This is a genomic window from Streptomyces sp. NPDC058157, from assembly GCF_042884105.1.
Taxonomy (GTDB): domain Bacteria; phylum Actinomycetota; class Actinomycetes; order Streptomycetales; family Streptomycetaceae; genus Streptomyces.
The window spans coordinates 1-22645 of record NZ_JBHVUQ010000004.1 but is presented as its reverse complement, the minus strand read 5'-3'; the positions used below and the strand labels follow the sequence as shown (position 1 = coordinate 22645).

19 protein-coding genes and 1 pseudogene are annotated in these 22645 nt (G+C 73.8%); 5 read left to right on the top strand and 15 right to left on the bottom strand.

Going from position 1 to position 22645, the window contains the following annotated elements; genetic code table 11:
• Positions 1-102 precede the first annotated feature (102 nt).
• From ACFVXK_RS01865 to ACFVXK_RS01855, 3 genes are all read left to right on the top strand, one after another.
• Complete coding sequence (locus tag ACFVXK_RS01865) at positions 103-327, top strand: helix-turn-helix transcriptional regulator (protein ID WP_389609408.1); 225 nt, start codon at positions 103-105, stop codon at positions 325-327.
• 50 nt (positions 328-377) lie between these two features.
• A complete protein-coding gene (locus tag ACFVXK_RS01860) occupies positions 378-1709 on the top strand; it encodes a tyrosine-type recombinase/integrase (RefSeq protein WP_389609406.1) in 1332 nt (443 codons plus the stop codon).
• Between the two features lie 254 nt (positions 1710-1963).
• Positions 1964-3352, top strand: coding sequence for a cytochrome P450 (locus tag ACFVXK_RS01855; RefSeq protein WP_389609404.1), 1389 nt, complete (start codon positions 1964-1966; stop codon positions 3350-3352).
• Positions 3353-3372: 20 nt separating this feature from the next.
• Here ACFVXK_RS01855 and ACFVXK_RS01850 read toward each other — a convergent pair whose 3' ends face one another.
• A complete protein-coding gene (locus tag ACFVXK_RS01850; protein ID WP_389609402.1) occupies positions 3373-3885 on the bottom strand; it encodes a hypothetical protein in 513 nt (170 codons plus the stop codon).
• A 34-nt stretch (positions 3886-3919) separates the two neighbouring features.
• A complete protein-coding gene (locus ACFVXK_RS01845; RefSeq protein ID WP_389609400.1) occupies positions 3920-5503 on the bottom strand; it encodes an MFS transporter in 1584 nt (527 codons plus the stop codon).
• An 82-nt stretch (positions 5504-5585) separates the two neighbouring features.
• On the opposite strand from ACFVXK_RS01845, the gene ACFVXK_RS01840 reads away from it, so the two are divergent.
• Positions 5586-7643 carry a prolyl oligopeptidase family serine peptidase gene (locus tag ACFVXK_RS01840; protein ID WP_389609398.1) on the top strand — a complete coding sequence of 686 codons (2058 nt, stop codon included), beginning with the start codon at positions 5586-5588 and terminating at the stop codon, positions 7641-7643.
• A gap of 79 nt (positions 7644-7722) precedes the next feature.
• Here ACFVXK_RS01840 and ACFVXK_RS01835 read toward each other — a convergent pair whose 3' ends face one another.
• The 6 genes and pseudogenes from ACFVXK_RS01835 to ACFVXK_RS01810 all read right to left on the bottom strand — a co-directional run bounded on the left by ACFVXK_RS01835 (position 7723) and on the right by ACFVXK_RS01810 (position 14003).
• Positions 7723-8004 (bottom strand): hypothetical protein, encoded by a 282-nt coding sequence (locus ACFVXK_RS01835; RefSeq protein ID WP_389609396.1) that lies wholly within the window; start codon positions 8002-8004, stop codon positions 7723-7725.
• Between the two features lie 224 nt (positions 8005-8228).
• On the bottom strand, positions 8229-9251 hold the full coding sequence (locus ACFVXK_RS01830; RefSeq protein ID WP_389609394.1) for an ABC transporter ATP-binding protein: 1023 nt from the start codon (positions 9249-9251) through the stop codon (positions 8229-8231).
• Positions 9248-10288, bottom strand: a complete 1041-nt coding sequence (locus tag ACFVXK_RS01825) for an ABC transporter ATP-binding protein (RefSeq protein ID WP_389609392.1) — start codon at positions 10286-10288, stop codon at positions 9248-9250. Before ACFVXK_RS01825 ends, ACFVXK_RS01830 begins: the two co-directional genes overlap by 4 nt.
• Positions 10288-11274 carry an ABC transporter permease gene (locus ACFVXK_RS01820; RefSeq protein ID WP_389609390.1) on the bottom strand — a complete coding sequence of 329 codons (987 nt, stop codon included), beginning with the start codon at positions 11272-11274 and terminating at the stop codon, positions 10288-10290. Before ACFVXK_RS01820 ends, ACFVXK_RS01825 begins: the two co-directional genes overlap by 1 nt.
• Positions 11271-12239 (bottom strand): ABC transporter permease, encoded by a 969-nt coding sequence (locus tag ACFVXK_RS01815; protein ID WP_389609388.1) that lies wholly within the window; start codon positions 12237-12239, stop codon positions 11271-11273. The genes ACFVXK_RS01820 and ACFVXK_RS01815 overlap by 4 nt, the downstream gene beginning before the upstream one ends.
• Positions 12240-12261: 22 nt before the next feature.
• Positions 12262-14003: pseudogene (locus ACFVXK_RS01810) on the bottom strand (ABC transporter substrate-binding protein).
• A gap of 153 nt (positions 14004-14156) precedes the next feature.
• Here ACFVXK_RS01810 and ACFVXK_RS01805 point away from each other — a divergent pair.
• Positions 14157-15506, top strand: a complete 1350-nt coding sequence (locus ACFVXK_RS01805; RefSeq protein ID WP_389609386.1) for a hypothetical protein — start codon at positions 14157-14159, stop codon at positions 15504-15506.
• A 500-nt stretch (positions 15507-16006) separates the two neighbouring features.
• Here ACFVXK_RS01805 and ACFVXK_RS01800 read toward each other — a convergent pair whose 3' ends face one another.
• The 7 genes from ACFVXK_RS01800 to ACFVXK_RS01770 all read right to left on the bottom strand — a co-directional run bounded on the left by ACFVXK_RS01800 (position 16007) and on the right by ACFVXK_RS01770 (position 22576).
• A complete protein-coding gene (locus tag ACFVXK_RS01800; RefSeq protein WP_389609384.1) occupies positions 16007-16717 on the bottom strand; it encodes a GntR family transcriptional regulator in 711 nt (236 codons plus the stop codon).
• Between the two features lie 56 nt (positions 16718-16773).
• The gene (locus ACFVXK_RS01795; protein WP_389609382.1) at positions 16774-17724 is read right to left on the bottom strand and encodes an ornithine cyclodeaminase family protein; all 951 of its coding nucleotides are present in this window, start codon (positions 17722-17724) and stop codon (positions 16774-16776) included.
• Positions 17721-18740, bottom strand: coding sequence for a proline racemase family protein (locus ACFVXK_RS01790; protein WP_389609380.1), 1020 nt, complete (start codon positions 18738-18740; stop codon positions 17721-17723). Before ACFVXK_RS01790 ends, ACFVXK_RS01795 begins: the two co-directional genes overlap by 4 nt.
• Positions 18737-19741 carry a proline racemase family protein gene (locus ACFVXK_RS01785; protein WP_389609378.1) on the bottom strand — a complete coding sequence of 335 codons (1005 nt, stop codon included), beginning with the start codon at positions 19739-19741 and terminating at the stop codon, positions 18737-18739. Before ACFVXK_RS01785 ends, ACFVXK_RS01790 begins: the two co-directional genes overlap by 4 nt.
• 54 nt (positions 19742-19795) lie before the next feature.
• Positions 19796-20734, bottom strand: a complete 939-nt coding sequence (locus ACFVXK_RS01780) for a dihydrodipicolinate synthase family protein (protein WP_389609376.1) — start codon at positions 20732-20734, stop codon at positions 19796-19798.
• A gap of 107 nt (positions 20735-20841) precedes the next feature.
• Positions 20842-22284 carry an NAD(P)/FAD-dependent oxidoreductase gene (locus ACFVXK_RS01775; RefSeq protein WP_389609374.1) on the bottom strand — a complete coding sequence of 481 codons (1443 nt, stop codon included), beginning with the start codon at positions 22282-22284 and terminating at the stop codon, positions 20842-20844.
• Positions 22265-22576, bottom strand: coding sequence for a (2Fe-2S)-binding protein (locus ACFVXK_RS01770; protein ID WP_358891725.1), 312 nt, complete (start codon positions 22574-22576; stop codon positions 22265-22267). The genes ACFVXK_RS01775 and ACFVXK_RS01770 overlap by 20 nt, the downstream gene beginning before the upstream one ends.
• Positions 22577-22645: the final 69 nt, after the last annotated feature.

Below are 22645 nucleotides of genomic sequence, written 5' to 3'. Positions count from 1 at the left end.
CCACCCTGGGGCCGGAGCGGACAGGGATCCGCAGATGAACCAAAGCATCGCTGTCGCGGGTGAGTTGTATGGTGATGGCTGCTGCCCGGCGCTGACGGGCGGGTGGAAGCGGTGAGTGCTTCCCCGGTGCGGCGTTCTGATCCGCGACGCCCGAAGGCCGCTACCGAAGAGGTGTCCGCCTTCCTCCAGGTCCCTGTGGCCACGCTCTACCAGTGGCGGCACAAAAAGCAGGGGCCGCCGGCCGTACGCATCGGCAAGCACCTCCGCTACGACTGGGATGACGTCGAGGCGTGGTGGGACGCACAGAAGGCCGACCAGAACCCTTAGCCCGCGGCCGGGCCATCTCCCCCTTCACCACGATCATCAGGAGTTCTTGCGTGCCATACGACAACTGGCACTTGAGCCGGCCGCCCCAGGCCGCTCTCGACTGCGCCCACGCCGCCCCGGACGAGTGCCATGAGCGGCACCCCGAGGCGCCCGTGTGCCGCCAGCACAGGGGCAAGTTCCAGTCCAAGGCTCACGGCAAGGGCAAGCGGTGGCAGGCACGCTGGCGAGACCCCGCCGGCGTCCAGCAAACCGAGCTTTGCCGGACCGAGACCGAGGCGAAGAAGTACGAGAACAAGATGCGCTCCGAGGTCGACGACGGTTCGTACATCAATCCCGAGGGCGGCGAGGTGCGCGTCGGGGACTGGGTGACGATCTGGATGTCTGGCCTGAAGTTCGACAACCCCCGGACCATGCAGCGGTACGAGCAGCGCATGCGGCTGCACGTGATCGGAACCCCGTTGGGCAAGCTGAAGCTGAAGGACGTCAGCGCCACCACGATCCGCGACTGGCTCGCCGGGCGGCGTGAGCTGCTGGAGGACTCGACGCTGCGGCTGATCTTCTCGAACCTTCAGTCGGCCTTCGACCTCGCGGTGGACGACGAGCTGATCCGCAAGAACCCGCTCCTGTCGCGCTCGGTCCAGGCCGTCAGGCCGAAACGCGGCAGCACCACCGCGAAGGAGCTGACGGTCACGTGGAACGACTCGGAGAAGATCCGGGCCGAACTGCCGGACCGGTACAAGACGCTCGTGGACAGCGGCAGGGGTCTCGGGATGCGCCAGGGTGAGTGCTTCGGTTTCGGGCCCGCTGACATCGACTGGAGCCACCCGGATGGCGCAATGGTTCACATCCAGCACCAGGTCGCCCACGACGGCCCCGTGCTCGTCTTCGACAACCCCAAGGGCGGGACCGAGGACGATCCCCGCGACCGCTGGGTGGAACTGGGCGACGCCGTCGCCGAGGCCCTGCTGGAGCACATGGAGAAGTACCCGCCGATCGAGGTGACGCTCCCCTGGCGGACGCGGGACGGCGAGCCGATGACGAAGAGGATCTTCTTCTACGGCCGGGAGAAGAAGCCGATCCAGGCGAACTGGTTCAACAGCTACGTATGGAAGCCCGCCCTGGCCGCCGTCGGACTCATCAAACCCCTCGACCCCGAGAAGCCGGGCCGACGGTGGGAGAAGTCCCGCGACAAGATGATGCACGCCCTCCGACACCTCTACGCGTCGATGATGCTGGACGGCGGAGTCGACATTTACACCCTCGCGGACCGCCTCGGACACGCCGATCCGGCATTCACTTTGCGTAACTACGTCCACCGCGTCGCCGGGGCCGGCGAGAAGGTCCGTCAGGCGGTCCGGAGCATGTACGGGAGGGCCGCGTGATGTGCAGGCCGGCCCGTTCGTGCAGGGTTTGTGCAAGATGATCTTGAGTGAAGCCACTTTCCGCAGGTCAGACGGCATGCAGCAGAGTTCCGCGACATCTAGGCGGCGCCGCACAGGGCCGGTCCCGCGACAAGCAGCCGGCCGGCCAAGGCGGGGGCGGTATTCGGCCGTCGGGAGGGCGGGGCTCGCGCTGCGGGCGGGTGGGCGGCACAATCCCCTGGTCGGTACGGACGTACGGAGTCGAGGGGGCCGCCATGGCAGCGGGTACGGGGGTTGGTGCGGGGGCGGGGTTCCCCGTGCTGGAGGGGGTGCCGCTGCTCGGGTCGCTGCCGGCCCTGAAGGCCGATTCGCTCGGCACCTATCTGGAGGCCCGGCGGCGCCACGGTGACGTCGTGCGGATCGACGTCGGCCCGCCCGGGCTGCGCATGGAGATGTACTGCGTGTTCTCCGCCGAGGGGGCCCAGCAGGTGCTCGCCTCGGAGTCGGCGAACTTCCGCAAGGACAACCCGTTCTACGGGGAGATCCGGGAGTCCTTCGGCAACGGCCTGCTGACCGCCCAGGACGCGGACTACCTGCGCCAGCGCCGGCTGGTGCAGCCGCTGTTCACCCGCAAGCGGGTGGACGGCTACGCCGGGGCGGTCGCGGAGGAGACCGCCGGCACCCTGGCCTCCTGGGCGGGGGCGCGGGACGGGCTCGTCGACGTCTCGGACGAGATGATGCACCTGGCGCTGCGCGCGGTCTCCCGGATCCTGTTCGGGGCCGATGTGGACGCCACCGCGGACGTCGTCCACCGGTGCTTCCCGGTCATCACCGAGTACGTCCTGCGCCGCGGCTACTCCCCCCTCAACGTCCCGCGCACCTGGCCGACCCCGGGCAACCGGCGGGCGGCCGCCGCGATGGAGGAGCTGTACGGCGTCTGCGACCGGATCATCGCCGAGCGGCGGCGGGCGGGCGGGGAGGGCGAGGACGGCGCCCAGGACCTGCTGACCCTGCTCGCCGGGGCGCAGAGCTCCGACGACGCGGCCTTCGACGACGCCGAGCTGCGCGACCAGGTGTTGATCTTCCTGCTGGCCGGGCACGAGACGACCGCCACCTCGCTGGCCTTCGCCCTGCACCTGCTGGGCCGCCACCCCGAGGAGCAGGCCCGGGCCCGTGAGGAGGTCCTCCGCGTCCTGGGCGACCGTACGCCCGAGGCCGCCGACCTCGACCGGCTGCCGTACCTCACGCGGGTGCTCAAGGAGGCGATGCGGCTGTACCCGGCCGCGCCGGTGATCGGCCGCAACGCGGTGGCCGCCACCGAGATCGACGGGCACGCCGTCCCCGCGGGCGCCACGGTGATCCTGGCCCCCTGGGTGACGCACCGCCACCCCCGCTACTGGAGCGACCCGGACCGCTTCGACCCAGACCGCTTCACGCCGGAGGCGGAGGCGGGCCGGCCCCGCTACGCCTGGTTCCCGTTCGGGGGCGGGCCGCGGGCCTGCATCGGGCAGCACTTCTCGATGCTGGAGTCGGTGGTCGCGCTGGCGATGCTCCTGCGGGCGTACGAGGTCGAGACCGTGGACACGGAGGTACCGCTGAGCGCCGGCATCACCCTGCAGGCCACGGGCCCGATGCGCTGCCGGATCCGCCCCGTGGAGCGGTAGGCCCTGGCCGGCGGCCGGGGTCAGCGGTAGTCGTCGGGGTGGTCCTGCATCCAGGTGCCGATCTCGTCCCGGGCGCCGAACACCGCGGGCTGGTGCCGCTTGAGGTTCTCGACTCCGTGGTCGGCGCCCAGTTCCTGGTCCAGCCGGGCGATCAGGGCGATCGGCTCGGGGAAGTGGCCGGGGCCCTTGGGGTCGGCCTTCATCGCGCGGTCGACGCGGTGGAGTTCGTCGTGGACCCGGCCGAGGAGGTACGCGCAGTTGGCCGGGGTGCAGGAGTCGCCGAGGGTGGCCTGGAGTGCGGCGAAGGCGTCCCGGACCTTCTCCGGCTGCGGGGACGGCGCGGCCGGGCCCGGGTCGGAGGGGCCCTGGTCGGAGGGGCCGGACGGGTCGGAGGCGGAGGCGGCCAGGGCGGCCGCGGCGGCCTTCGGACGGTGGCCCCCGTCGTCGCCCCCGCCGCCGCAGGAGGCGGTGAGGGCCGCCAGGGTGACGGTCACGGCCGTCACGGCGGCGCCGCGCAGGATGGGTCGGAGCATCGGTTTCCCCCCGGTGTTCGATGACCAGGCGACACTACCCGCCGGATTCCCCCTGGATTCCTGCCGGGGTGTGGTTGCCCTGCAGACGTTGCAGGTCGGACGGCCGGACCTGGATGGCGAACACCGCGATGAGCGCCCCGACGAGGGTGAAGGCCGACGCCGCCACGAAGGCGGCGCCCACGCCCGAGGTGAGCACCAGGTCCGACCAGGGCTTGGGGAACTGGTGGGTGCGGGCGAAGAAGGCCTTCTGCTCCGGGGTGGAGCCGTTCACGAACGACATCACCTGGTCCTTGGCCTCGTTGCGGCTGGCCGTGCCGAAGACGGTGACGAGGATCGACAGGCCGAGCGAACCGCCGACCTGCTGCATGGAGTTCAGGAGCCCCGACGCCGCGCCCGACTCGCGGTCGGGCACGTTGGACAGGGCCATCAGGGTCAGTGAGACGAACTGCATGCCCATGCCGGTGGCGAACACGATGATCGGGCCGAGGACGCTGCCCGGGTAGGTCGAGTGGACGTCGATCCGGGTCAGCCAGGCCAGTCCGGCGGCGCAGCACAGCGCACCCGCGACCATGAAGGGCTTGGGCCCGAACCGGGGCAGCAGCCGCGAGGTGAAAGTGGCCGAGACGGCGACCATGACGCTGACGGGCAGGAAGGCGAGGCCGGCCCGCAGCGGGCTGAAGCCGAGGACGTTCTGCACGAAGAGGGTCAGGAAGAAGAACATGCCGAAGATCGCGCAGGCGAGGAAGAGCATGATCCCGTAGGTGCCGGCCCGGTTGCGGTCCGCGAACATGTGCAGCGGGGTGATCGGCTGCTGGGAGCGCCGCTCGTTGACGACGAACAGGGTCAGCAGGACCACGGCCGCGCCGAAGGAGCCGAGGGTGAAGGGGTCGGACCAGCCGTCCTGGGAGGCCCGGATGAAGCCGTAGACCAGCGCGACCATGCCGCAGGTGCCGAGCAGCGCGCCCGTGAAGTCGAAGTGTCCGGCGTGGCGTTCGGACTCGCGCAGGACGCGGCGGGCCATGACGGCGATGAGCACGGCGATCGGGACGTTGACGAAGAGCACCCAGCGCCAGTTGAGCCATTCGACCAGCAGGCCGCCCGCGAGCAGCCCGATGGCGCCGCCGCCGGCGGAGACGGCGGCGAACACGCCGAAGGCCCGGTTGCGCGCGGGCCCTTCGCGGAAGGTGGTGGTGATCAGGGCGAGGGCGGTGGGGGAGGCGATGGCGCCGCCGACGCCCTGGACGGCCCGCGCCGCCATCAGCTGGCCGGCGTTCTGGGCGAGTCCGCCGAGGAGGGAGGCCAGGCCGAAGAGGAGGACCCCGAAGACGAACACCCGTTTGCGGCCGAGGATGTCGCCGGTGCGGCCGCCGAGCAGGAGCAGGCCGCCGAAGGTGAGCGTGTAGGCGTTGACCACCCAGGAGAGGCTCTCGGTGGAGAAATTCAGTGCCGTCTGGATGTGCGGCAGGGCTATGTTCACGATCGTGATGTCGAGGACGACCATGAGCTGGCAGGAGGCGATGACGAACAGGGCCAGCCCGTTCCCCTTGCCGTTCCCGCCGCCGTTGCCTCGGACCGTGCCGTCGGTCCCGGTGCTGTGCGGCGATGCGTTCGGGTCCACCCGTCGACGCTACGCCCGCGCTCCAAGGGTCACCACTCGAATGGGCTAGGCCATGTGACATTTCACATGTCAGACTGAGATCATGGACGATTTCCTCAGGCAGTCAGCCGCGACGGCGCGGTTCACCCACGGCGCACCCCGCTCCTTCTCCTTCGGCGACTCCGGCCGCCTCCTGTGGTTCCTGCGCTCGACGGGACCCGCCGACGCCTTCGACAGCCTCTGGGTCCTGGACACCTCCACCGGCACGGAAACCCTCCTCGCCGACCCCCGCGCCCTCTCCCCCGAACCCGGCGCACTCCCCGTCGCCGAGCGCCGGCTGCGCGAGCGCACCCGGCTCGTGGCCGCCGGGATCGGCACGTACGCCCTCTCCGGCGACGGACTGCGCGCCGTCTTCCCGCTCTGCGGCCGTCTCTACGAGGTCGGCTGCGACGGCGGCTCCGCGCCCTCACCGGTCCCCACGGCCGGTCCCGTCTTCGACCCGCGTCCCAACGCCGACGGCTCGTCCCTCGCCTATGTGGCGGACGACGTCCTGTACACCGCTCCCGGCGGCCGGGTCAGCCCCGACGACGGGGCCCGCTGGGGCGTCGCCGAGTTCGCCGCCGCCGAGGAACTCGACCGCACCCGCGGCCACTGGTGGTCCCCCGACGGGGTCACCCTGCTCGCCGCCCGCGTGGACGAGAGCGCCCTCCAGCGGCGCCACTTCACCGACCCCGCCCACCCCGAGCTGCCGGCCGAGGACTTCGCCTACCCCGAGGCGGGCGGCCCCAACGCCGACGTCCAGCTGTGGGTCCTGGGCCCCGACGGCGGCCGGGTCCGGCTCGACTGGGACGCCGAGGCCTTCCCCTACGTCTCCGACGCGGGCTGGGAGTCCGAGGACGAGATCCTGCTCACCGTCCAGGACCGGCTCCAGCGCAACGTCCTCCTGCTCACCGCCGACCCCGCCACCGGCCGCACCCGCGAGCTCTCCCGCACCACGCACCCCCTGTGGGTGGACCCCCTGCCCGGCACCCCGGCCCGCCTCCCCGACGGGCGCGTCCTCACCTCCGCCGACGTCGCCGACGGCGCCGCCCGTGGCCTGGCCGTCGACGGCGAGCCGCTGACCGGCGCGGGGGTCCAGGTCCGCTGCGTGGCCGGCACCCACCAGGACCGGCTGCTCGTCGAAGGCACCCTACGCGACCCCGCCGAGCAGCAGGTCCTGCTCCTGGACCCGGCCACCGGCGAGCTCACCGCGCTCGCCGACGGGCCCGGCGTGCACCTGGTCTCCGCCGCCGCGGCCGGGTCCCTGCTGCTGACCTCCGCCGACACCGACGGCGTCCGCCGCACCCTGTACACCGCCGACGGCCGCGAGCTCAGCCCCCGCGACCTGTCCGCCCCGCTGCCCTACCGGGTCCGGCCGGCCCTGGAACGGGTCACCGAACGGGGCATCCCCACCGCCCTCGTCCTGCCCCGCCACCACCTCCCGGGCCGGCGCCTGCCCGTCCTGATGGACAGCTACGGCGGCCCCGGTGCCCAGGACGTCACCGCCGACCCCCGCCGCTGGCAGCACCGCCAGTGGTGGGCCGACCAGGGCTTCGCCGTCGTCACGGTCGACAACCGGGGCACCGCGAACGTCTCCCCGGCCCACACCCACGCCATGTACCGGGGCTTCTCCGAGGTCACCCTGGACGACCAGGTCGCGGCCCTGCGGGCCCTCGGCGCCCGCCACGCCGACCTCGACCTCGACCGGGTCGGCATCCGCGGCTGGTCCTACGGCGGCTACCTCTCCGCCATGGCCGTGCTGCGCCGCCCGGACGTGTTCCACGCGGCGGCCGCCGGGGCCGCGCCCACCGACTTCCGGCACTACGACACGGCGTACACCGAGCGCTACCTGGGCCTGCCCCAGGACCACCCCGAGGTGTACGAACGGGACTCCCTGATCCCCGACGCGCCCCGCCTGACCCGCCCGCTCCTGCTGGTCACGGGCCTGGCCGACGACAACGTCCACCCCTCCCACACCCTGCGCCTGTCCCAGGCCCTCACCGACGCGGGCCGCCCCCACCAGCTCCTCGCCCTGCCCGGCGTCACCCACATGACCCCGGGCGGGGCCCGGGAGAAGATCATGACCCTGGAACTGGACTTCTTCCGCCGCGAACTGGCCTAGCCGTCCCGCTCCACCCCGCCGGCCCACCGCCGGCGGGGCACCCCGTCACCGCGGCGGGCCGAGGGCGCCCGTCCGGCGATCAAGGCTGCGGAGCGAACGCCATACGGATCAGGGCCGTGCCGATCAGGGCCGCGGCCGGCGCGTACCACCAGCGGCGCAGCCCTCCCGTCGTCACGCCCGCCAGCGTCCCGGCGACGGCCATCAGCTCCACCACCAGCCCGAGCCCCGCCATCAGGCGCGCGGTGTCCGTCACCGTGTGGTCCCAGGGCCCTTCGGACTCGGTGAGCAGTGCGCTCAGGACGAAGAATCCCGCCACCGTGTGCAGTGCCAGCAGGAGGGCCGCCCACGCCGCGGTCGCCACCGGATGAGGTCGGGCAGACCCCGGCATCCGCTGCTCAGCCATTCAGCGCCCGCCTCGCGTCGTCGATGTTCCTACCGAAACCACGACCGTAGGCCTGGGCATCGTCCGTACGCCAGCCCGGGCCACCGTTGTACCGGGCTGCGATTCCCGCGGACACTCCGAGTGTGGGAGGGCCCGGGTCGGTTGTGCCGGCCCGGGCCCTCTCCTCTTCCCCGAGATCCCCGTCAGTCACCGGGGAAGTGACAGGCCACCTCGCGGGAGGCGGTGAGTTGCAGCAGTGGGCGGTCCGTGCGGCAGAGGGGCTGGGCCTTCGGGCAGCGGGGGTGGAAGGTGCAGCCCGGGGGTGGGGCGGCCGGGCTCGGGGGGTCGCCGAGGAGGACGATCCGCTCGCGGCGCCGCTCCGCCGCCGGGTCGGGGAGGGGGACGGCGGACAGCAGCGCCCGGGTGTACGGGTGCTGCGGGTTCTCGTAGAGGGACTTCTTGTCCCCGATCTCGACGATCCGGCCGAGGTACATCACCGCGACCCGGTCGCTGACCCGTTTGACGACGGAGAGGTCGTGCGCGATGAAGACGTAGGCCAGGCCGAGTTCCGCGCGCAGCCGCTCCATCAGGTTGACGATCTGCGCCTGCACGGACACGTCGAGGGCGGAGACCGGTTCGTCGGCGATCACCAGCCGGGGGCTGGTGGCCAGCGAGCGGGCGATGCCGATGCGCTGGGCCTGGCCACCGGAGAACTCGTGCGGGTAGCGGTCGATGTGCTCGGGGATCAGCCCGGTCAGCTCCATCAGCTCGGCGGCCCGGCGCCGGGCGTCGGCGGCGCTCCAGCCCTGGACCAGCAGCGGGTCGGAGATGATCCGGGCCACGGTCTGGCGGGGGTTGAGCGAGGAGTGCGGGTCCTGGAAGACCATCTGGATGTTCCTGCGCAGGGGCCGCAGGGCGCTCTGGGAGAGCCGGCTGATGTCGCGGCCCTCGAACTCGACGCTGCCCGAGGTGGGCTCCAGCAGCCGCACCAGCATCCGGCCGGTGGTGGACTTGCCGCAGCCGGACTCGCCGACCAGGCCGAGGGTCTGCCCGGCCTCCAGGTCGAACGAGACCCCGTCGACGGCCCGTACCGGCGCCGAGGCGCGCCCGGTCAGGGTGCGCTTGCCGGGGAAGGTCATGGTCAGGTCGCGGACCCGCAGGAGCGGCGCGGCCGGCGGGCCCTCCCGTTCGGCGGCGGGGTTGGGGCGGGTGGCCGGGGCCGTCATCGGGGCACCTCCGGGGCAGGGGCGGCGGCAGCGGGCACCGCGCCGGCGAAGTGGCAGGCCGCCAGCCGGTCCGGGGAGCCGTGCGGGAGCAGCTCGGGCCGCTCGCCCGTGCAGCGGTCCGCGTCGCCGGCCGGGGCCGCGGCGGCGACCGCGCAGCGCGGGGCGAAGGCACAGCCCGGGGCCGGGTGGAGCAGGGACGGCGGGGAGCCGGGGATGGACGGCAGCGGGACGTCGTCGGCACTGTCGAGGCGGGGCAGCGAGTCGAGCAGGCCCCGGGTGTAGGGGTGGGCGGGGTCGGCGAACAGGGCGTCCACCGGGGCCTGTTCGGCGGCCCGGCCGCCGTACATGACCAGTACCTCGTGGGCGACCCGGGCCACCACCCCCAGGTCGTGGGTGATCATCACGACGCCGAGGCCGCGCTCCTGCTGGATGCGGGCGATCAGCTCCAGGATCTGCGCCTGGACGGTGACGTCGAGGGCGGTGGTGGGCTCGTCCGCGATGAGGAGGTCGGGTTCGCAGGCCAGGGCCATGGCGATCATGGCGCGCTGGCGCATGCCGCCGGAGAACTGGTGCGGGTACTCCCCCGCGCGGCGGGCGGGTTCGGGGATGCCGACCTCGCCGAGCATGTCGACGGCCCGTTTGCGGGCGGCGGCCCGGCCGGCCCGGAAGTGGACGCGGAAGTGCTCGGCGATCTGTTCGCCGACCGTGTAGTAGGGGTGGAGGCTGGACAGCGGGTCCTGGAAGATCATGGCCATCCTGCGGCCGCGGACCTTGGCGAGCTCCTTCTCGGGGAGTCCGGTGAGCTCCTGTCCGGCGAGCCTGACGGAGCCCCTGACCTCGGCGCCGGCCCGGTGCAGGCCCATGACGGCGAGGGAGGTGACGGACTTGCCGGAGCCGGACTCGCCGACGATGCCGAGGGTGCGTCCGGCCTCGACGGTGAAGCCGAGGGAGTCGACGGCCCGTACGGTGCCGCGCGGGGTGGTGAAGGTGACGCCGAGGTCGCGCACTTCGAGGAGGGGGGCAGGGGCGGTGGTCATCAGTACCTCACCCTCGGGTCGATGACGGCGTACAGGAGGTCGACGACGAGGTTGGCGACGACGATGAAGAAGGCGGCGAGCAGGGTGACCCCGAGGACCACGGGCTGGTCGGAGCTGACGAGCGCCCCGTAGAACAGCCTGCCGATGCCGGGGAGTCCGAAGATGGACTCGGTGATGACGGCTCCGGCGAGCAGGCCGCCGAGGTCCATGCCGAAGATGGTCAGGATCGGGGTCATCCCGGAGCGCAGCCCGTGCTTGACGACGACGGTCCGCTCGGGCATGCCCTTGGCGCGGGCGGTGCGGATGTACGGCTCGGCCATCGCCTCGATCATCGAGCCGCGGCTCTGCCGGGCGTACATGGCGGCGTAGAGCAGGGCGAGCGCGGTCCAGGGGAGCAGCAGGTTGCCGGCCCAGCCGAGCGGGTCGGAGGTGAGCTCGTGGTAGCTGGGGTAGGGCAGCAGCCCGGCGATGCGGATCACCCCGTAGATGAGCATCACGGAGGTGAAGTAGACGGGCAGGGAGGCGGCGGCGACCGCGCCGACCATGAGCGCCTTGTCGGTGGCGGTGTCCTTGCGCAGGGCGGCGGTGACCCCGGCGCCCAGGCCGAGCAGCAGCCACAGCACGGCGGCGCCGAAGGCGAGGGAGGCGGAGACCGGGAGCCGGTCCATGAGCAGGTCCCAGACGGGCAGCGAGTTCTCGTAGGAGTAGCCGAGGCAGGGGAAGTCGCACTGGACGGCGAACTGGCCGGTGCCGAGGGTGCGGCCGGTGAAGATGCCGGTGAGGAAGTGGGCGAACTGCTCCCAGAGCGGCTGGTCGAGGCCGAGGTAGGCGCGGACGTCGGCGAGCCGTTCGGGGCTGCAGGTCTTGCCGCAGGCCGCGGCGGCCGGGTCGGTGGGCAGGACGTAGAAGATCAGGAAGGTGACGGCGGCGATGGCCAGGAGCACGCCGGCCAGGGCGAGCAGCCGGCGCAGGAGGTAGAGGATCAACTGCGGCCGCCCCTCGGGTCGAGGATGTCGCGCAGGGCGTCGCCGAGGAGGGTGAAGGCGAGGACCGCGAGGAAGAGGAAGACGCTCGGGATGACGAAGTACATCGGGTCGGTCTCGTAGAAGGCGACGGACTCGGCGATCATCTGGCCCCAGGAGGGGGTGGGCGGGCGCACGCCGACGCCGAGGTAGCTGAGGGCGGCCTCGGTGCTGATCATTCCGGGGATCAGCAGGGTGGTGTAGGCGATGACCGGGCCCGAGACGCCGGGGAGGATGTCGCGGGTCAGGATCCGCCAGGCTCCGGATCCGCCGACGCGGGCGGCGTCGACGTACTCGCGGTGTTTGAGGGAGAGGGTCTGGCCGCGGACGACGCGGGCGACGCCGGGCCAGCCGAAGAGTCCGATGACGGAGGTCATCAGCACGATCCGGTTGACGTCCTTGGCCACCGACAGCATCGCGATCATGAAGATGAGGGAGGGGAAGGACATGGTCAGGTCCATGAGCCGGGACAGGACGGCGTCGGTGCGGCCGCCGAAGTAGCCGGCCGCGATGCCGGCGGCGGTGCCGGCGAGGACGACGATGGCGGTGGCGGCGAAGGCGATGAGGAGGGAGACCTGGGCGCCGTGGACGACGCGGGCGAACAGGTCGCGGCCGGTGACGGGTTCGACGCCGAGCCAGTGCTCGGGGCTGATCCCGCCGAAGGAGCCGAGCGGCTGTCCCGCGAGGTAGGGGTCGACGGCGGCCTTGTCGAACTCCTCGGGGGACCAGCCGCCGAGCGCGCCGAGCCAGGGTGCGGTCAGGGCCATCAGGACGAAGAGGAGGACGACGCCGAGGCTGACGCGGACGGCGGGGCGGCGGCGCAGTTCCCGCCGGGCGAGCTGCCAGGGGCTGCTGCCCGGGGGGAGGCCCTTGGCCTCGGCCCCGGCCGGGGCCGCCTCGGGGGCGGCGCCGGGTGCGGTGGTGGTCATGGTGTCTTCCGGTCCGGCGCCCTCAGCCCTGGCTCTTGGAGGGGTCCTTGAGGCCGACGGTGCCGTAGTCGATGGTGCCGGTCCACACGGGGTGGCCGTAGGCGCCGGCGATGTTGGGGCCGACGAGCAGCGGCTTGCGCTCCAGCAGGACCGGGATGGACGGGGCCTTCTTCATCACCTCGGCGTCGAGGTCGATCCAGGCCTGGTTGGCCTGCTTGGCGTCGGCCATGGCGTTGATCTCGTCGATCCGCTTCATGGTGGCGTCGTCGCGGAACTGGGCGTAGTTGCCCTGGTTGCCCTTGTCCTTGATGGTGCGTCCGTCGAAGACGAAGGGGATCCAGGTGGAGCCGGAGGGGTAGTCGGGGCACCAGCCGGTGTAGGTCATGTCGGGCGTGGTGGAGAGGTCGCCGATGACGTCGTAGTAGGCGCCGGGGTCGACGGTGTCGATGACGACCTCGACACCGGCCCGGGCCAGGCCCTGCTGGAGGGCCTCCGCCTTGGCCTTGTCGCCGGTGGAGACGGAGAGGGAGACCTTCAGGTGCTCCTTGCCGGCGGCCTTGAGCAGCTCCTTGGCCTTGGCGGGGTCGCCGGAGGCGGGGATCTTGAGGGTGTCGGCCTGCTTGCCGCCGGTGAGGGCGGGCGGCAGGTAGGCGGTGGCGACCTCGTTGAGGGCGGGGCCGCCGGCGGCGGTGATGACGGCGTCCTTGTCGACGGCGTACTGCATGGCCTCGCGGACCTTGGGGTCGTTGAAGGGGGGCCGGGAGTTGTTCAGGTGGAGCATGGTCGTACAGCCCTGGGACTCGGCGAGCAGCCGGGCCTTGACGTCGGGCTTGGGCAGGCCTTCGGGGCGCTCTCGGGGCGCATGTTGAAGTACTCGACGGCGGAGGCGTCGGCGCCCTCTCCGGCGATGATGCGGTCGTCGATCTGGCCGCCCTTGAGGCCCATGACGACGACGAACTTGTCCGGGTAGGCCTTGCGGACGGTGTCGGTCTTCTGGTCCCAGTGCTCGTTGCGGACGAGGACCAGCTTCTTGTCGCGCTCGTACGCCTCGACCTTGTACGGGCCGGAGGAGAACGGGCGGGCGTCGTACTGGGTGCCCTTCTCCTGGGACTGCGGCACCGGGGAGAAGGTGGGGAGGGTGGCGGTCTGGGAGAACTCGGCGACGGGGCGCTTGAGTTCGAAGACGATCGTGCGGTCGTCGGGGGTCTTGACCGAGTCGAGGTGCTGCCCCTGGAGGGGCCCCTTGTAGCCCTCGGTGCCGGCCAGGTACTGGGCGGCGTAGTCGGGGCCGCCGGTGAGGTCGGGGGCGAAGGAGCGCTCGACGTTGTACTTGACGTCCTGGGCCTTGATCGGGCTGCCGTCCTCGTACTTCAGGCCCTCCTTGAGGGTGAAGGTCCAGGTGCGGCCGCCGTTGGAGGGGGTGCCGAGGTCGGTGGCGAGGTCGGGGACGAGTTCGCTGCCGCTCTTGCCAGGCTCGGCCTTGAAGGTGACGAGCGTGCGGTAGAGCAGGCGGGTGCCGAAGTCCATGGCCGGCATGACCCAGTTGCGGGCGGGGTCGAGGTGGGAGAAGTCCTGGTTGGACAGGACGGTGAGGGTGCCGCCCTTCACGGGGGTGCCGCCGAGGGTCTTGCCGTCGTTGGCGGCGGCCGGGTTGGCGCCGCCCTTCCCCTCGGAGCCCTTCTTGGGGTCGGAGCAGCCCGAGGCGCCGAGTGCGAGCGTCGCCACCAGGGCGGTGGCGAGGGCGAGTTGCGTGCGCTTGGTCATGGGTCACTCCAGTGAAGGGACGCGCTTTAGGATGTGACCGGTAACATAGTAATGTGAAATTGTACTGACAACCCCCTGCCGCCGCCGTTATCCAGCCGTGTCCAAAACGCGGGCAGTCCCCGGGAGTTGGGTGCGCTCCTTAGGCTCGGCGGTGTGGACCACGACATACGCCTGCCGAAGCTGCTGCACCACCTGCCCCACGCCCTCTACGGCCTCGCCCGCGCCGGAGCGCTGCCCGAGGAGATCGCGGCGCGGCTGGCGGCCGACCGGGACCCCGAGGTGCGCGCCCTCCGCGCCGAGTGCGAGGGGGCGGACGGCGGACGGCACGGGCTGTTCGCCGCCGACCCCGAGGCCGAGGTGCGGATCGCGCTCGCGCAGAACCCGGAACTGTCACCGGAGTTGACGGCCCGGCTGGGCGCCGACGCCGATCCGGCAGTGCGCGAGGCCGTCGCCCGGCGCGCGCAGGCTCCGGCCGAGGACCTGCACCGGGCCCTGCTCGCCGACCCGGAGGCGACGGTGCGGATCGCCGCGTGCCGCCACCGGCCGCCGGCCGACCTGCACGGGGCCCTGCTGGACGATCCCGTGACGCGGCGCCACGTCGTCGGCTTCCTCGACCTGGACCCCGGGACGGCGGCGCGGCTGGCCCGCGACCCCGACGAGCAGGTCCGGGAGCGGCTCGCGGCTCACCCCGGCCTGTCCGCGGAGCTGCGCGCGGCCCTGGGCCGGGACCCCGACCCCGGCGTGCGCGGCAAGGTGTTCGAGCGGGCCGACGCGACACCGCGGGAGCGCGCCCGGATCTTCGCGTGGCTGACCGCCGGGGCGCTCCGTTCCGCGCAGGACCCCGGCGGGGCCCGCGACGAGGACTTCCTCTGCGAGGCGATGCTGGCCTGGCTGGACCTGGCGGCCTACCCCTGGGTGGAGCCCGATCCGCTGCCGCACGCCGACTCGCCGTTCGCGGGGCTGCGCTGCGCGGCGGCGCGCAGCACCGCCCTGCCCGACGAGGCGCGGGCGCGGCTGCTGGACGACGGGAACCCGCGCGTGCGGTTCCTCGCCCTGGCCGGGCGCGCGGAGGTGGACCCCGTCGTCGCCGAGGAGCTCGACCGGCGGCAAGGGGGGATGGTCAAGCACGGCGGCCGGCCCGCGGACTGCGTCACCTTCCCGCCGGAGACCCTGCGCCGCTTCGCCGCCGATCCGGACGCCTGGATGCGGCTGCTCGCCCTGCGCGACCCGGATCTGCCGCCCGAGCTGCTCGAACGCCTCGCGGCGGACCGAGACGAAGGGGTGCGGCAGGCCACCGCCGAGCACCCGCGGGTACCGGTGGAGGCCCTGGTGCGGCTGCTCGGGGACACGGACGAGGCGGTCGTCGAGGCGGCTGCGGCCTCGCCGGTCCTGCCGGTCGGGGTGATGCGGGCGCTCCTCGACCGGGCGGACGCGGCCGGCGGCCCGCCGCCCCGGCTGGCCGCCTGCGAGGGCGACTGCCGCCACGGGGCGTCCGAGCGGTAGCGCGGTCCGCCCGGAGGACGGGCGCCCCGCGGCATCCGGTGCGTACCCCCGGCGTACCGGACGACGCGCGGCAGGCCGGGCCGTGCCGCACCCCGGGTCGCGGCCCGGGGTGCCGGACAGCCCGGGGCGGCGCAGCCCGGGCGGCAGACCGGGGGTGCCGGACAGCCCGGGGCGGCGCAGCCCGGGCGGCAGACCGGGGGTGCCGGACAGCCCGAGGCGGCGCACCCCGGGCGGCAGACCGGGGGTGCCGGACAGCCCGGGGCCGCGCACCCCGGGCGGCAGACCGGGGGTGCCGGACAGCCCGGGGCCGCGCACCCCGGGCGGCAGACCGGGGGTGCCGGACAGCCCGAGGCGGCGCACCCCGGGCGGCAGACCGGGGGTGCCGGACAGCCCGAGGCGGCGCAGCCCGGGCGGCGGACCGGCCCCCCGCCGGAGTCCGAACGGGGCTGCGCCGCCGGGCCGTTGCCCGGCGGCTCCAGCGCGCGGGTGGGGCTTGGCCCCTACAGGCCGGAGCCGAGGCCGCCCTGGGGGCGGCCCACCGGTTCGTCGCGGCCCTGGGCCCACAGGGAGCGGACGTGCCCGAGGTGGCGGACCATGCAGGCCTCCGCCGCCTCCGCGTCGCCGGTCAGCATCAGGTCCAGCAGTTCGATGTGCTCCTCGGCGGAGGTGACCAGCTTGCCCGCCTCGTCCAGGCCGGTCAGCCCGTAGAGGCGGGAGCGCTTGCGCAGGTCGCCGACGGTTTCGACCAGGCGCTCGTTGCCCGCGAGGGAGAGCAGGCTGAGGTGGAAGCGGCGGTCGGCCTCCAGGTAGCCGATGAGGTTGTGCTCACGCGCGCTGGTGACGATCTCCTCGGCGATCGGACGCAGCTCCTCCAGCTGCTCGCGCGTGGCCGTGCGGGTGATCCGGCCGATGGTCGGCACCTCGATCATCGTGCGCAGCTCGGTGTACTGGTCGAGGTCGCGCTCGCTGACCTCGGTGATCCGGAACCCCTTGTTGCGGACCGGCTCGACCAGGCCCTCGCGGGCCAGGTCGAGCATGGCCTCGCGCACGGGCGTGGCCGACACGCCGAGTTCGGCGGCGAGGCCCGGGGCCGAGTAGACGCTGCCGGGGCGCAGCTCGCCCGCTATCAGCGCGGCCCGGAGGGCGTGGCCGACCTGGTCGCGCAGCCGCTCCTGGGCCTTGATGAGACTGTGCTGCTTCAGGTCACCCATTGCTCTTCCTCCGAGACCCCGCACACCACCGACGTGCGGAGGAACAGCGTACAATGTCACGTTTCGCTGTTCGCTCCGGCCGCGTGGTAGATCGCCACCGCGACGGCAAGATCCTCCCAGGCCATGCCCACGCTCTTGAAGAGGTGTGGACAACTCTGCCGCCCTCCGGGGAAATTGCGCCCCGCGACCAGGTCGGCCAGGGTGGCGCTGATATGACCGGGCCCGATCGCCCCCTCGGCCTCCGGGATCAGCAGGTCCCCCGCCTCGCGCAGCGCCGCCGCCCGCGACTCCACGTACACCGCCGCGCGTCGCACGAGGGCGGTGTCCGTCTCCCGGGCGTCCGGCTCGTGCGAGCCCACCGCGACGACCACCGCCCCCGGCGCCACCAGCCTCCCGTCGAACAGCGGCTCGCGGGCGGTGGTGCAGCACAGCACCAGGTCGGCGCCCGCCACGTCCTCGGGCGTCCCGGTGCGGGCCGGGACGCCCAGGGCCCGGGCGTGCGCGGCCAGCGCCCCGGCGCGCCCGGGGTCGCGGGCCACGACCACCGCCCCGGCGAGCTCCCGCAGCTCCAGGACCGCTTCGAGGTGTCCGTACGCCTGCGGGCCCGCGCCGAAGACCACCAGCCGCAGCGGGCGCCCCGGTGCGGTGAGGTACCGCAGGGCCAGGGCGGAGACCGCCGGGGTGCGCAGGGCGGTCAGGGCCGCGCCGTCCAGCAGGGCCAGCGGGCGCAGGGTGGGGCCGTCCAGGAGGAGGTAGCTGCCGGTGATCCGGGGCAGCCCGCGCGCCGGGTTGCCCGGGGCCACCCCGGCGATCTTCACCCCGGCGTACGCGCCTGACGCGGCCGGCATGAGCAGGAGTTCGCCGCCGGGCGCGGTGACGCTGCTGCGCTGCGGGCAGGCCTCCGGGTCCAGCCCGTCACGCAGGGCGCCGGCCAGGGCGTCGGCCGCCTGCGCGGTGGTGAGCAGGCCCGCCGTCCGTGCGGCGTCCAGCTGGAGGAGGCCGGTCACAGCAGGAAGCCCGCGCCGAGGGCGTCGTACGGGTCGGCCGTGAAGACGTGCTCCCCCGTCCGGTAGGCGGTGCCGGTGACCTCGGTGACCCCGCCCTGGAGGATCCGGCCGGTGAAGACCGTGCCCGTCACCGACTCGTGCAGCAGGTCCTCCCCCGCCCCCAACCGGCCGTCCTCCGCCAGCAGGGCGAGCCGGGCGGAGGTGCCGGAGCCGCAGGGCGAGCGGTCGACCTGCCCGTCGGCGAAGACCGTGACGTTGCGCTGGTGCGGCCCGAACGGGGTGTCGGGGAGCTCCTCGTGGAGGACCACCCCGTAGACGCCGGAGAGCAGTGGGCCGTCCGGGTGCCAGGTCGCCGGGTGGGTGGCGAGGGCCGCGCGGATCTCCCGTCCGGCGCGGACCAGTTCGGGCAGGGCGGCGCGGGTCACCTCCAGGCCGAGGTCGCGGGCGCGGACCGAGGCGTAGCAGGCCCCGGCGTGGGCGATGTCCACCTCGGCGATGCCCAGGGTGGTGGCCACGGGGACCTTCCGGGCGCCCACCCGGGCCGGGACGTTGCGGAAGGTGACCCCGCTGGTGCGGCCCTGGGCCCGGTGGACGGTGGCGCAGACCCGGCCCGAGGGCACGTCGATCCGCACCTGGACGTCGCCCTCGTCGGGGGCGGCGACCCGCCCGGAGTCCACGGCCCAGGCGCCCAGCACCATGGTGCCGTGCCCGCAGGCGGTGGAGTAGCCGTCCTTGTGCCAGAACAGCACCCCGAAGTGGGCCCCGTCGTCGTCCGGGGGCACCACGAAGCCCCCGTACATGCCGGCGTGCCCGCGCGGCTCCTGCACCAGCAGGCGCCGTACCTCGTCCAGCGGGCCGCGCCGGGGCGCGGTGCCGGAGCCGCCGGGGCCGATGACGGTGGCGCAGCGCTCGGCGACGGTGTCTCCGGGGACGGGCGGCAGGCCCTCCGCGACGATGCGGAAGGGTTCGCCGGCGGTGTGGTAGTCCACCGTGCGGACGGTGGTCGGGGCGGTCACAGGAGGAACCCTCCGGGGAAGGGGTCGGACGGGTCGAGGAAGTACTGCGCGGTGCCGGTGATCCAGGCCCGGCCGGTGACCGCGGGGACGACGGCCGGGCGGCCGCCGACGGTGGTCTCGGCGGTCAGGCGGCCGGTGAACTCGGTGCCGATGAAGGACTCGTTGACGAAGTCGGTGTCCAGCGGCAGCAGGCCCCGCGCGTGCAGTTGGGCCATCCGCGCGCTGGTCCCCGTACCGCAGGGCGAGCGGTCGAACCAGCCGGGGTGGATCGCCATGGCGTGCCGGGAGCGGCGGGCGTCGGAGCCGGGGGCGGCGAGGTAGACGTGCTTGACGCCGGCGATGGAGGGGTTCTCGGGGTGGACCGGCCGGTCAGGGGAGGCGTTGACCGCGTCCATGACCGCCAGTCCGGCGGCGATCAGGTCGTCCTTGCGGGCCCGGTCGAAGGGCAGGCCCAGGGCGCCCAGTTCGACGAAGGCGTAGAAGTTCCCGCCGTAGGCGAGGTCGTAGGTGACCGTGCCGAGGCCGGGTACCTCGGCCTTCAGATCGAGGCCGACGCAGAAGGAGGGGACGTTGGTGAGGGTGACGGCGGTGGCGGCGCCGTCCTCCACCCGTACGTCCACGCTCACCAGCCCGGCCGGGGTGTCGAGGCGCACCGTGGTGACCGGCTCGGCGACCGGGACCATGCCGGTCTCGACCAGGACCGTGGCCACCCCGATGGTGCCGTGCCCGCACATGGGCAGCAGGCCCGACACCTCGATGTACAGCACGCCGTAGTCGGCGTCGGGCCGGGTGGGCGGCTGGAGGATGGCACCGCTCATCGCCGCGTGGCCGCGCGGCTCGTACATGAGCAGCGTGCGGACGTGGTCCATGTGCTCGATGAAGTGGAGCCGCTTGTCCGCCATGGTGGCGCCGGGGATCACCCCGACTCCCCCGGTGATCACCCGGGTCGGCATGCCCTCGGTGTGGGAGTCCACCGCGTGGTAGACGTGGCGTGTGCGCATCAGGTCGCCCCTCCGGCCGGTCGCTGGTTCGTGCTGGTCGTCCGTACTGGCCTGTTAGTTGAGGCCCTCGGCCAGGGCCTTCTCGGTGGCGGCGCGCACGGCGGCCTCGGTCTCCCCGGTGAGCGGGAAGCGCGGGGGCCGGGTGGCGCCGCCGGGGCGGCCGGCGAGGTCCATGGAGAGCTTGATGGCCTGGACGAACTCGGTCTTGGAGTCCCAGCGCAGCAGGGAGTGCAGGGACTTGTAGAGCGGCAGGGCGGTGGCGGTGTCACCGGCGACGGCGGCCCGGTAGAGGGCGGCGCAGGAGCGCGGCAGGGCGTTGGGGTAGCCGGCGATCCAGCCGACGGCTCCGGCCAGGGCCAGCTCGAGGAGGACGTCGTCGGCGCCGATGAGCAGGTCCAGGCCCGGGGCGAGTTCGGCGATCTCGTAGGCGCGGCGGACGTCCCCGCTGAACTCCTTGACGGCGACGATGCTGCCGTCGGCGTGCAGGCGGGCCAGGAGCGAGGGGACCAGGTCCACCTTGGTGTCGTACGGGTTGTTGTACGCGACCACCGGCAGGCCCGCGCGGGCCACCTCGGCGTAGTGGGCGCGGACGGTCTCCTCGTCGGCGCGGAAGGCGTTGGGCGGCAGGAGCAGGACGGAGCCGGCGCCGGCCTCGGCGGCCTGGTCGGCCCAGCGGCGGGCCTCGGCGCTGCCGTACGCCGCCACGCCGGGCATGACGCGGGCGCCGTCGCCGGCGGCCTCGACAGCGGTGCGGACCACGCGGGCGCGCTCCTCGTCGGTGAGGGTCTGGTACTCGCCGAGGGAGCCGTTGGGGACGACGCCGTCGCAGCCGTTGGCGATGAGCCAGGCCACGTGTTCGGCGTAGGCGTCGTAGTCGACGGAGAGGTCCTCGCGCAGGGGCAGGGCGGTGGCGACCATGATGCCGTGCCACGGGCGGGTACGGGTGTCGGGGCCGGGGGTGGTGGAGGGCGCGGGGGTGGGCGCGTCGGTCATGGAAGGACTCCCTAGTGTGGTGTGTGACATTTTACTAGTGGGTGCGGATCGGCCACAAGGGCCGGTCAGGGGTTGGTGGAGGGAAAGTCGACGGGCCGACAGGCGTTTCAGTGGGTCGGCGGGGCCTGCTGCGGCTGCGGCAGTGCGGCCAGGTGGCCCAGCGGGACGGGGCAGGAGAACGGGCGCCGGTCGGGGGCCGGGCCCTCACCGGCCAGGGCGGCCACCGCCGGGCCGCACATCCGGCCCTGGCACCAGCCCATGCCCGCCCGGGTGAGGAGCTTGACCGTACGGGCGTCCCGCGCGCCGAGCTCCTCGACCGCCTCGCGGATCCGGCCGGCCGGGACCTCCTCGCAGCGGCACACGTCGGTCTCCTCGCGCAGCCAGCCGGTCCAGCCGTCGCCGGGGCGGTGCGCGGCGGCCATCGCCCCGGCGAAGGCGCGCAGCCGGGCGCGGCGGCGGGTCAGGGCGGCGGGGACCGGCCGGCCGGCGATCGCGTGGGCGGCGATCTCCCCCTCGGTCAGCGCCAGTTGGGCCCCCCCGATGCCGCCGGTCTCGCCGGCCGACCAGATGCCGGGGACGGAGGTGCGCTGGGCGGCGTCCAGCTCCAGGGCGACCGTGCCGTCGGGGGCCTGGCGGGTGGCGCAGCCGAGGCCGGTGGCCAGCTCCAGCTGGGGCACGAGGCCGTGGCCCACGGCCAGGGCGTCGCAGGAGATCCGGCGGGCGGTGCCCGGCAGCGGGCGCCAGTCCTTGTCGAGGCGGGCGAGGGTGACGGCCTCCACGCGGGTGGTGCCGTGGGCCTCGGTGACGGCGTGCCGGGTGAGCAGGCGGACGCCGTGGCGCAGCAGTGCGCCGCCGTACGTGGCACCTTCGGCGAGTTTGGCAGGGTTGCGGAGCAGGACGGGGGCCTGGGGGGCGTACGCGGTGTACGAGGCGGCCTCGACGAGGGCCGGGACGGTGGCCCCGGCGGCGGCGAGGGAGCCGGCGACGGCGAGGAGGAGCGGGCCGCTCCCGGCCACCACGACGCGGTGGCCGGGGAGGACGAGGTTGTTCTTCAGCATGGCCTGGGCGCCGCCGGCCCCGACCACGCCGGGGAGGGTCCAGCCGGGGAAGGGGAGCTGGCGTTCGTAGGCGCCGGTGGCGAGCAGGACGCGGCGGGCCCGGAGGGTCGTCTGCGTTTCGTCGGGGGCGTGGCCGGCGAGCGCGTGGATGGTCCAGGTGTCGGGTTCGTCCGCCGGGACCACCGTCCACACGTGGTGGCGGGGGAGGTAGGTGATGCGTCCCGCCCTTTCGTGGGCGCGCAGGGCCGCCTCTCGGGTGGTGAAGGCCCGCCAGTCGTGGTGCAGGGCCTGGGGGCGGGTGGCGCCGAGGGAGGCGGCGGGGTGGCGGTAGTACTGGCCGCCGGGGCGCTCCGCGGTGTCGAGGAGGGTGACGCGCAGGCCGAGGCGCGCGGCGGTGACGGCGGCCGCGAGGCCGGCGGGGCCGGCGCCGACGACCGCCAGGTCAGTGGTGGGGGCGGGGGTGGCGGCGGGGTCAGACGGCGAGGTCGGCATGGCCGGTGCCTTCCTGGGTGGTGACGGTGTCTCCGGGGCGGGCCGGGACGAGGCAGGCGCGCTGGTTGGGGCGGCCGTTGACGGTGACGAGGCAGTCGTAGCAGGAGCCGATGCCGCAGAAGGCGCCGCGGGGGGTGCCGCCCTGGCGGGTGGTGCGCCAGGCCAGGATCCCGGCCGCCCAGAGGACGGCGGCGATGGTCTGGCCCTCCTGGGCGGGGAGTTCGCGGCCGTCGAACGCGATGGGGTACGTGGCCGCCGGGCTGCCGCCGACCAGCTCGCGGGGGCTGCGCATCGTGGGCTCCTCGGGGGGTGCGGGTGTGAGGGGTCGGGGGTGGCCGGGGTCGGGGGTGGCCGGGGTCGG

Coding starts and splice junctions, on each gene's coding strand:
- ACFVXK_RS01855 (WP_389609404.1), top strand. CDS start 1,964: ATGGCAGCGGGTACGGGGGTTGGTGCGGGGGCGGGGTTCCCCGTGCTG.
- ACFVXK_RS01850 (WP_389609402.1), bottom strand. CDS start 3,885: ATGCTCCGACCCATCCTGCGCGGCGCCGCCGTGACGGCCGTGACCGTC.
- ACFVXK_RS01840 (WP_389609398.1), top strand. CDS start 5,586: ATGGACGATTTCCTCAGGCAGTCAGCCGCGACGGCGCGGTTCACCCAC.
- ACFVXK_RS01830 (WP_389609394.1), bottom strand. CDS start 9,251: ATGACGGCCCCGGCCACCCGCCCCAACCCCGCCGCCGAACGGGAGGGC.
- ACFVXK_RS01825 (WP_389609392.1), bottom strand. CDS start 10,288: ATGACCACCGCCCCTGCCCCCCTCCTCGAAGTGCGCGACCTCGGCGTC.
- ACFVXK_RS01815 (WP_389609388.1), bottom strand. CDS start 12,239: ATGACCACCACCGCACCCGGCGCCGCCCCCGAGGCGGCCCCGGCCGGG.
- ACFVXK_RS01800 (WP_389609384.1), bottom strand. CDS start 16,717: ATGGGTGACCTGAAGCAGCACAGTCTCATCAAGGCCCAGGAGCGGCTG.
- ACFVXK_RS01785 (WP_389609378.1), bottom strand. CDS start 19,741: ATGCGCACACGCCACGTCTACCACGCGGTGGACTCCCACACCGAGGGC.
- ACFVXK_RS01780 (WP_389609376.1), bottom strand. CDS start 20,734: ATGACCGACGCGCCCACCCCCGCGCCCTCCACCACCCCCGGCCCCGAC.
- ACFVXK_RS01775 (WP_389609374.1), bottom strand. CDS start 22,284: ATGCCGACCTCGCCGTCTGACCCCGCCGCCACCCCCGCCCCCACCACT.
- ACFVXK_RS01770 (WP_358891725.1), bottom strand. CDS start 22,576: ATGCGCAGCCCCCGCGAGCTGGTCGGCGGCAGCCCGGCGGCCACGTAC.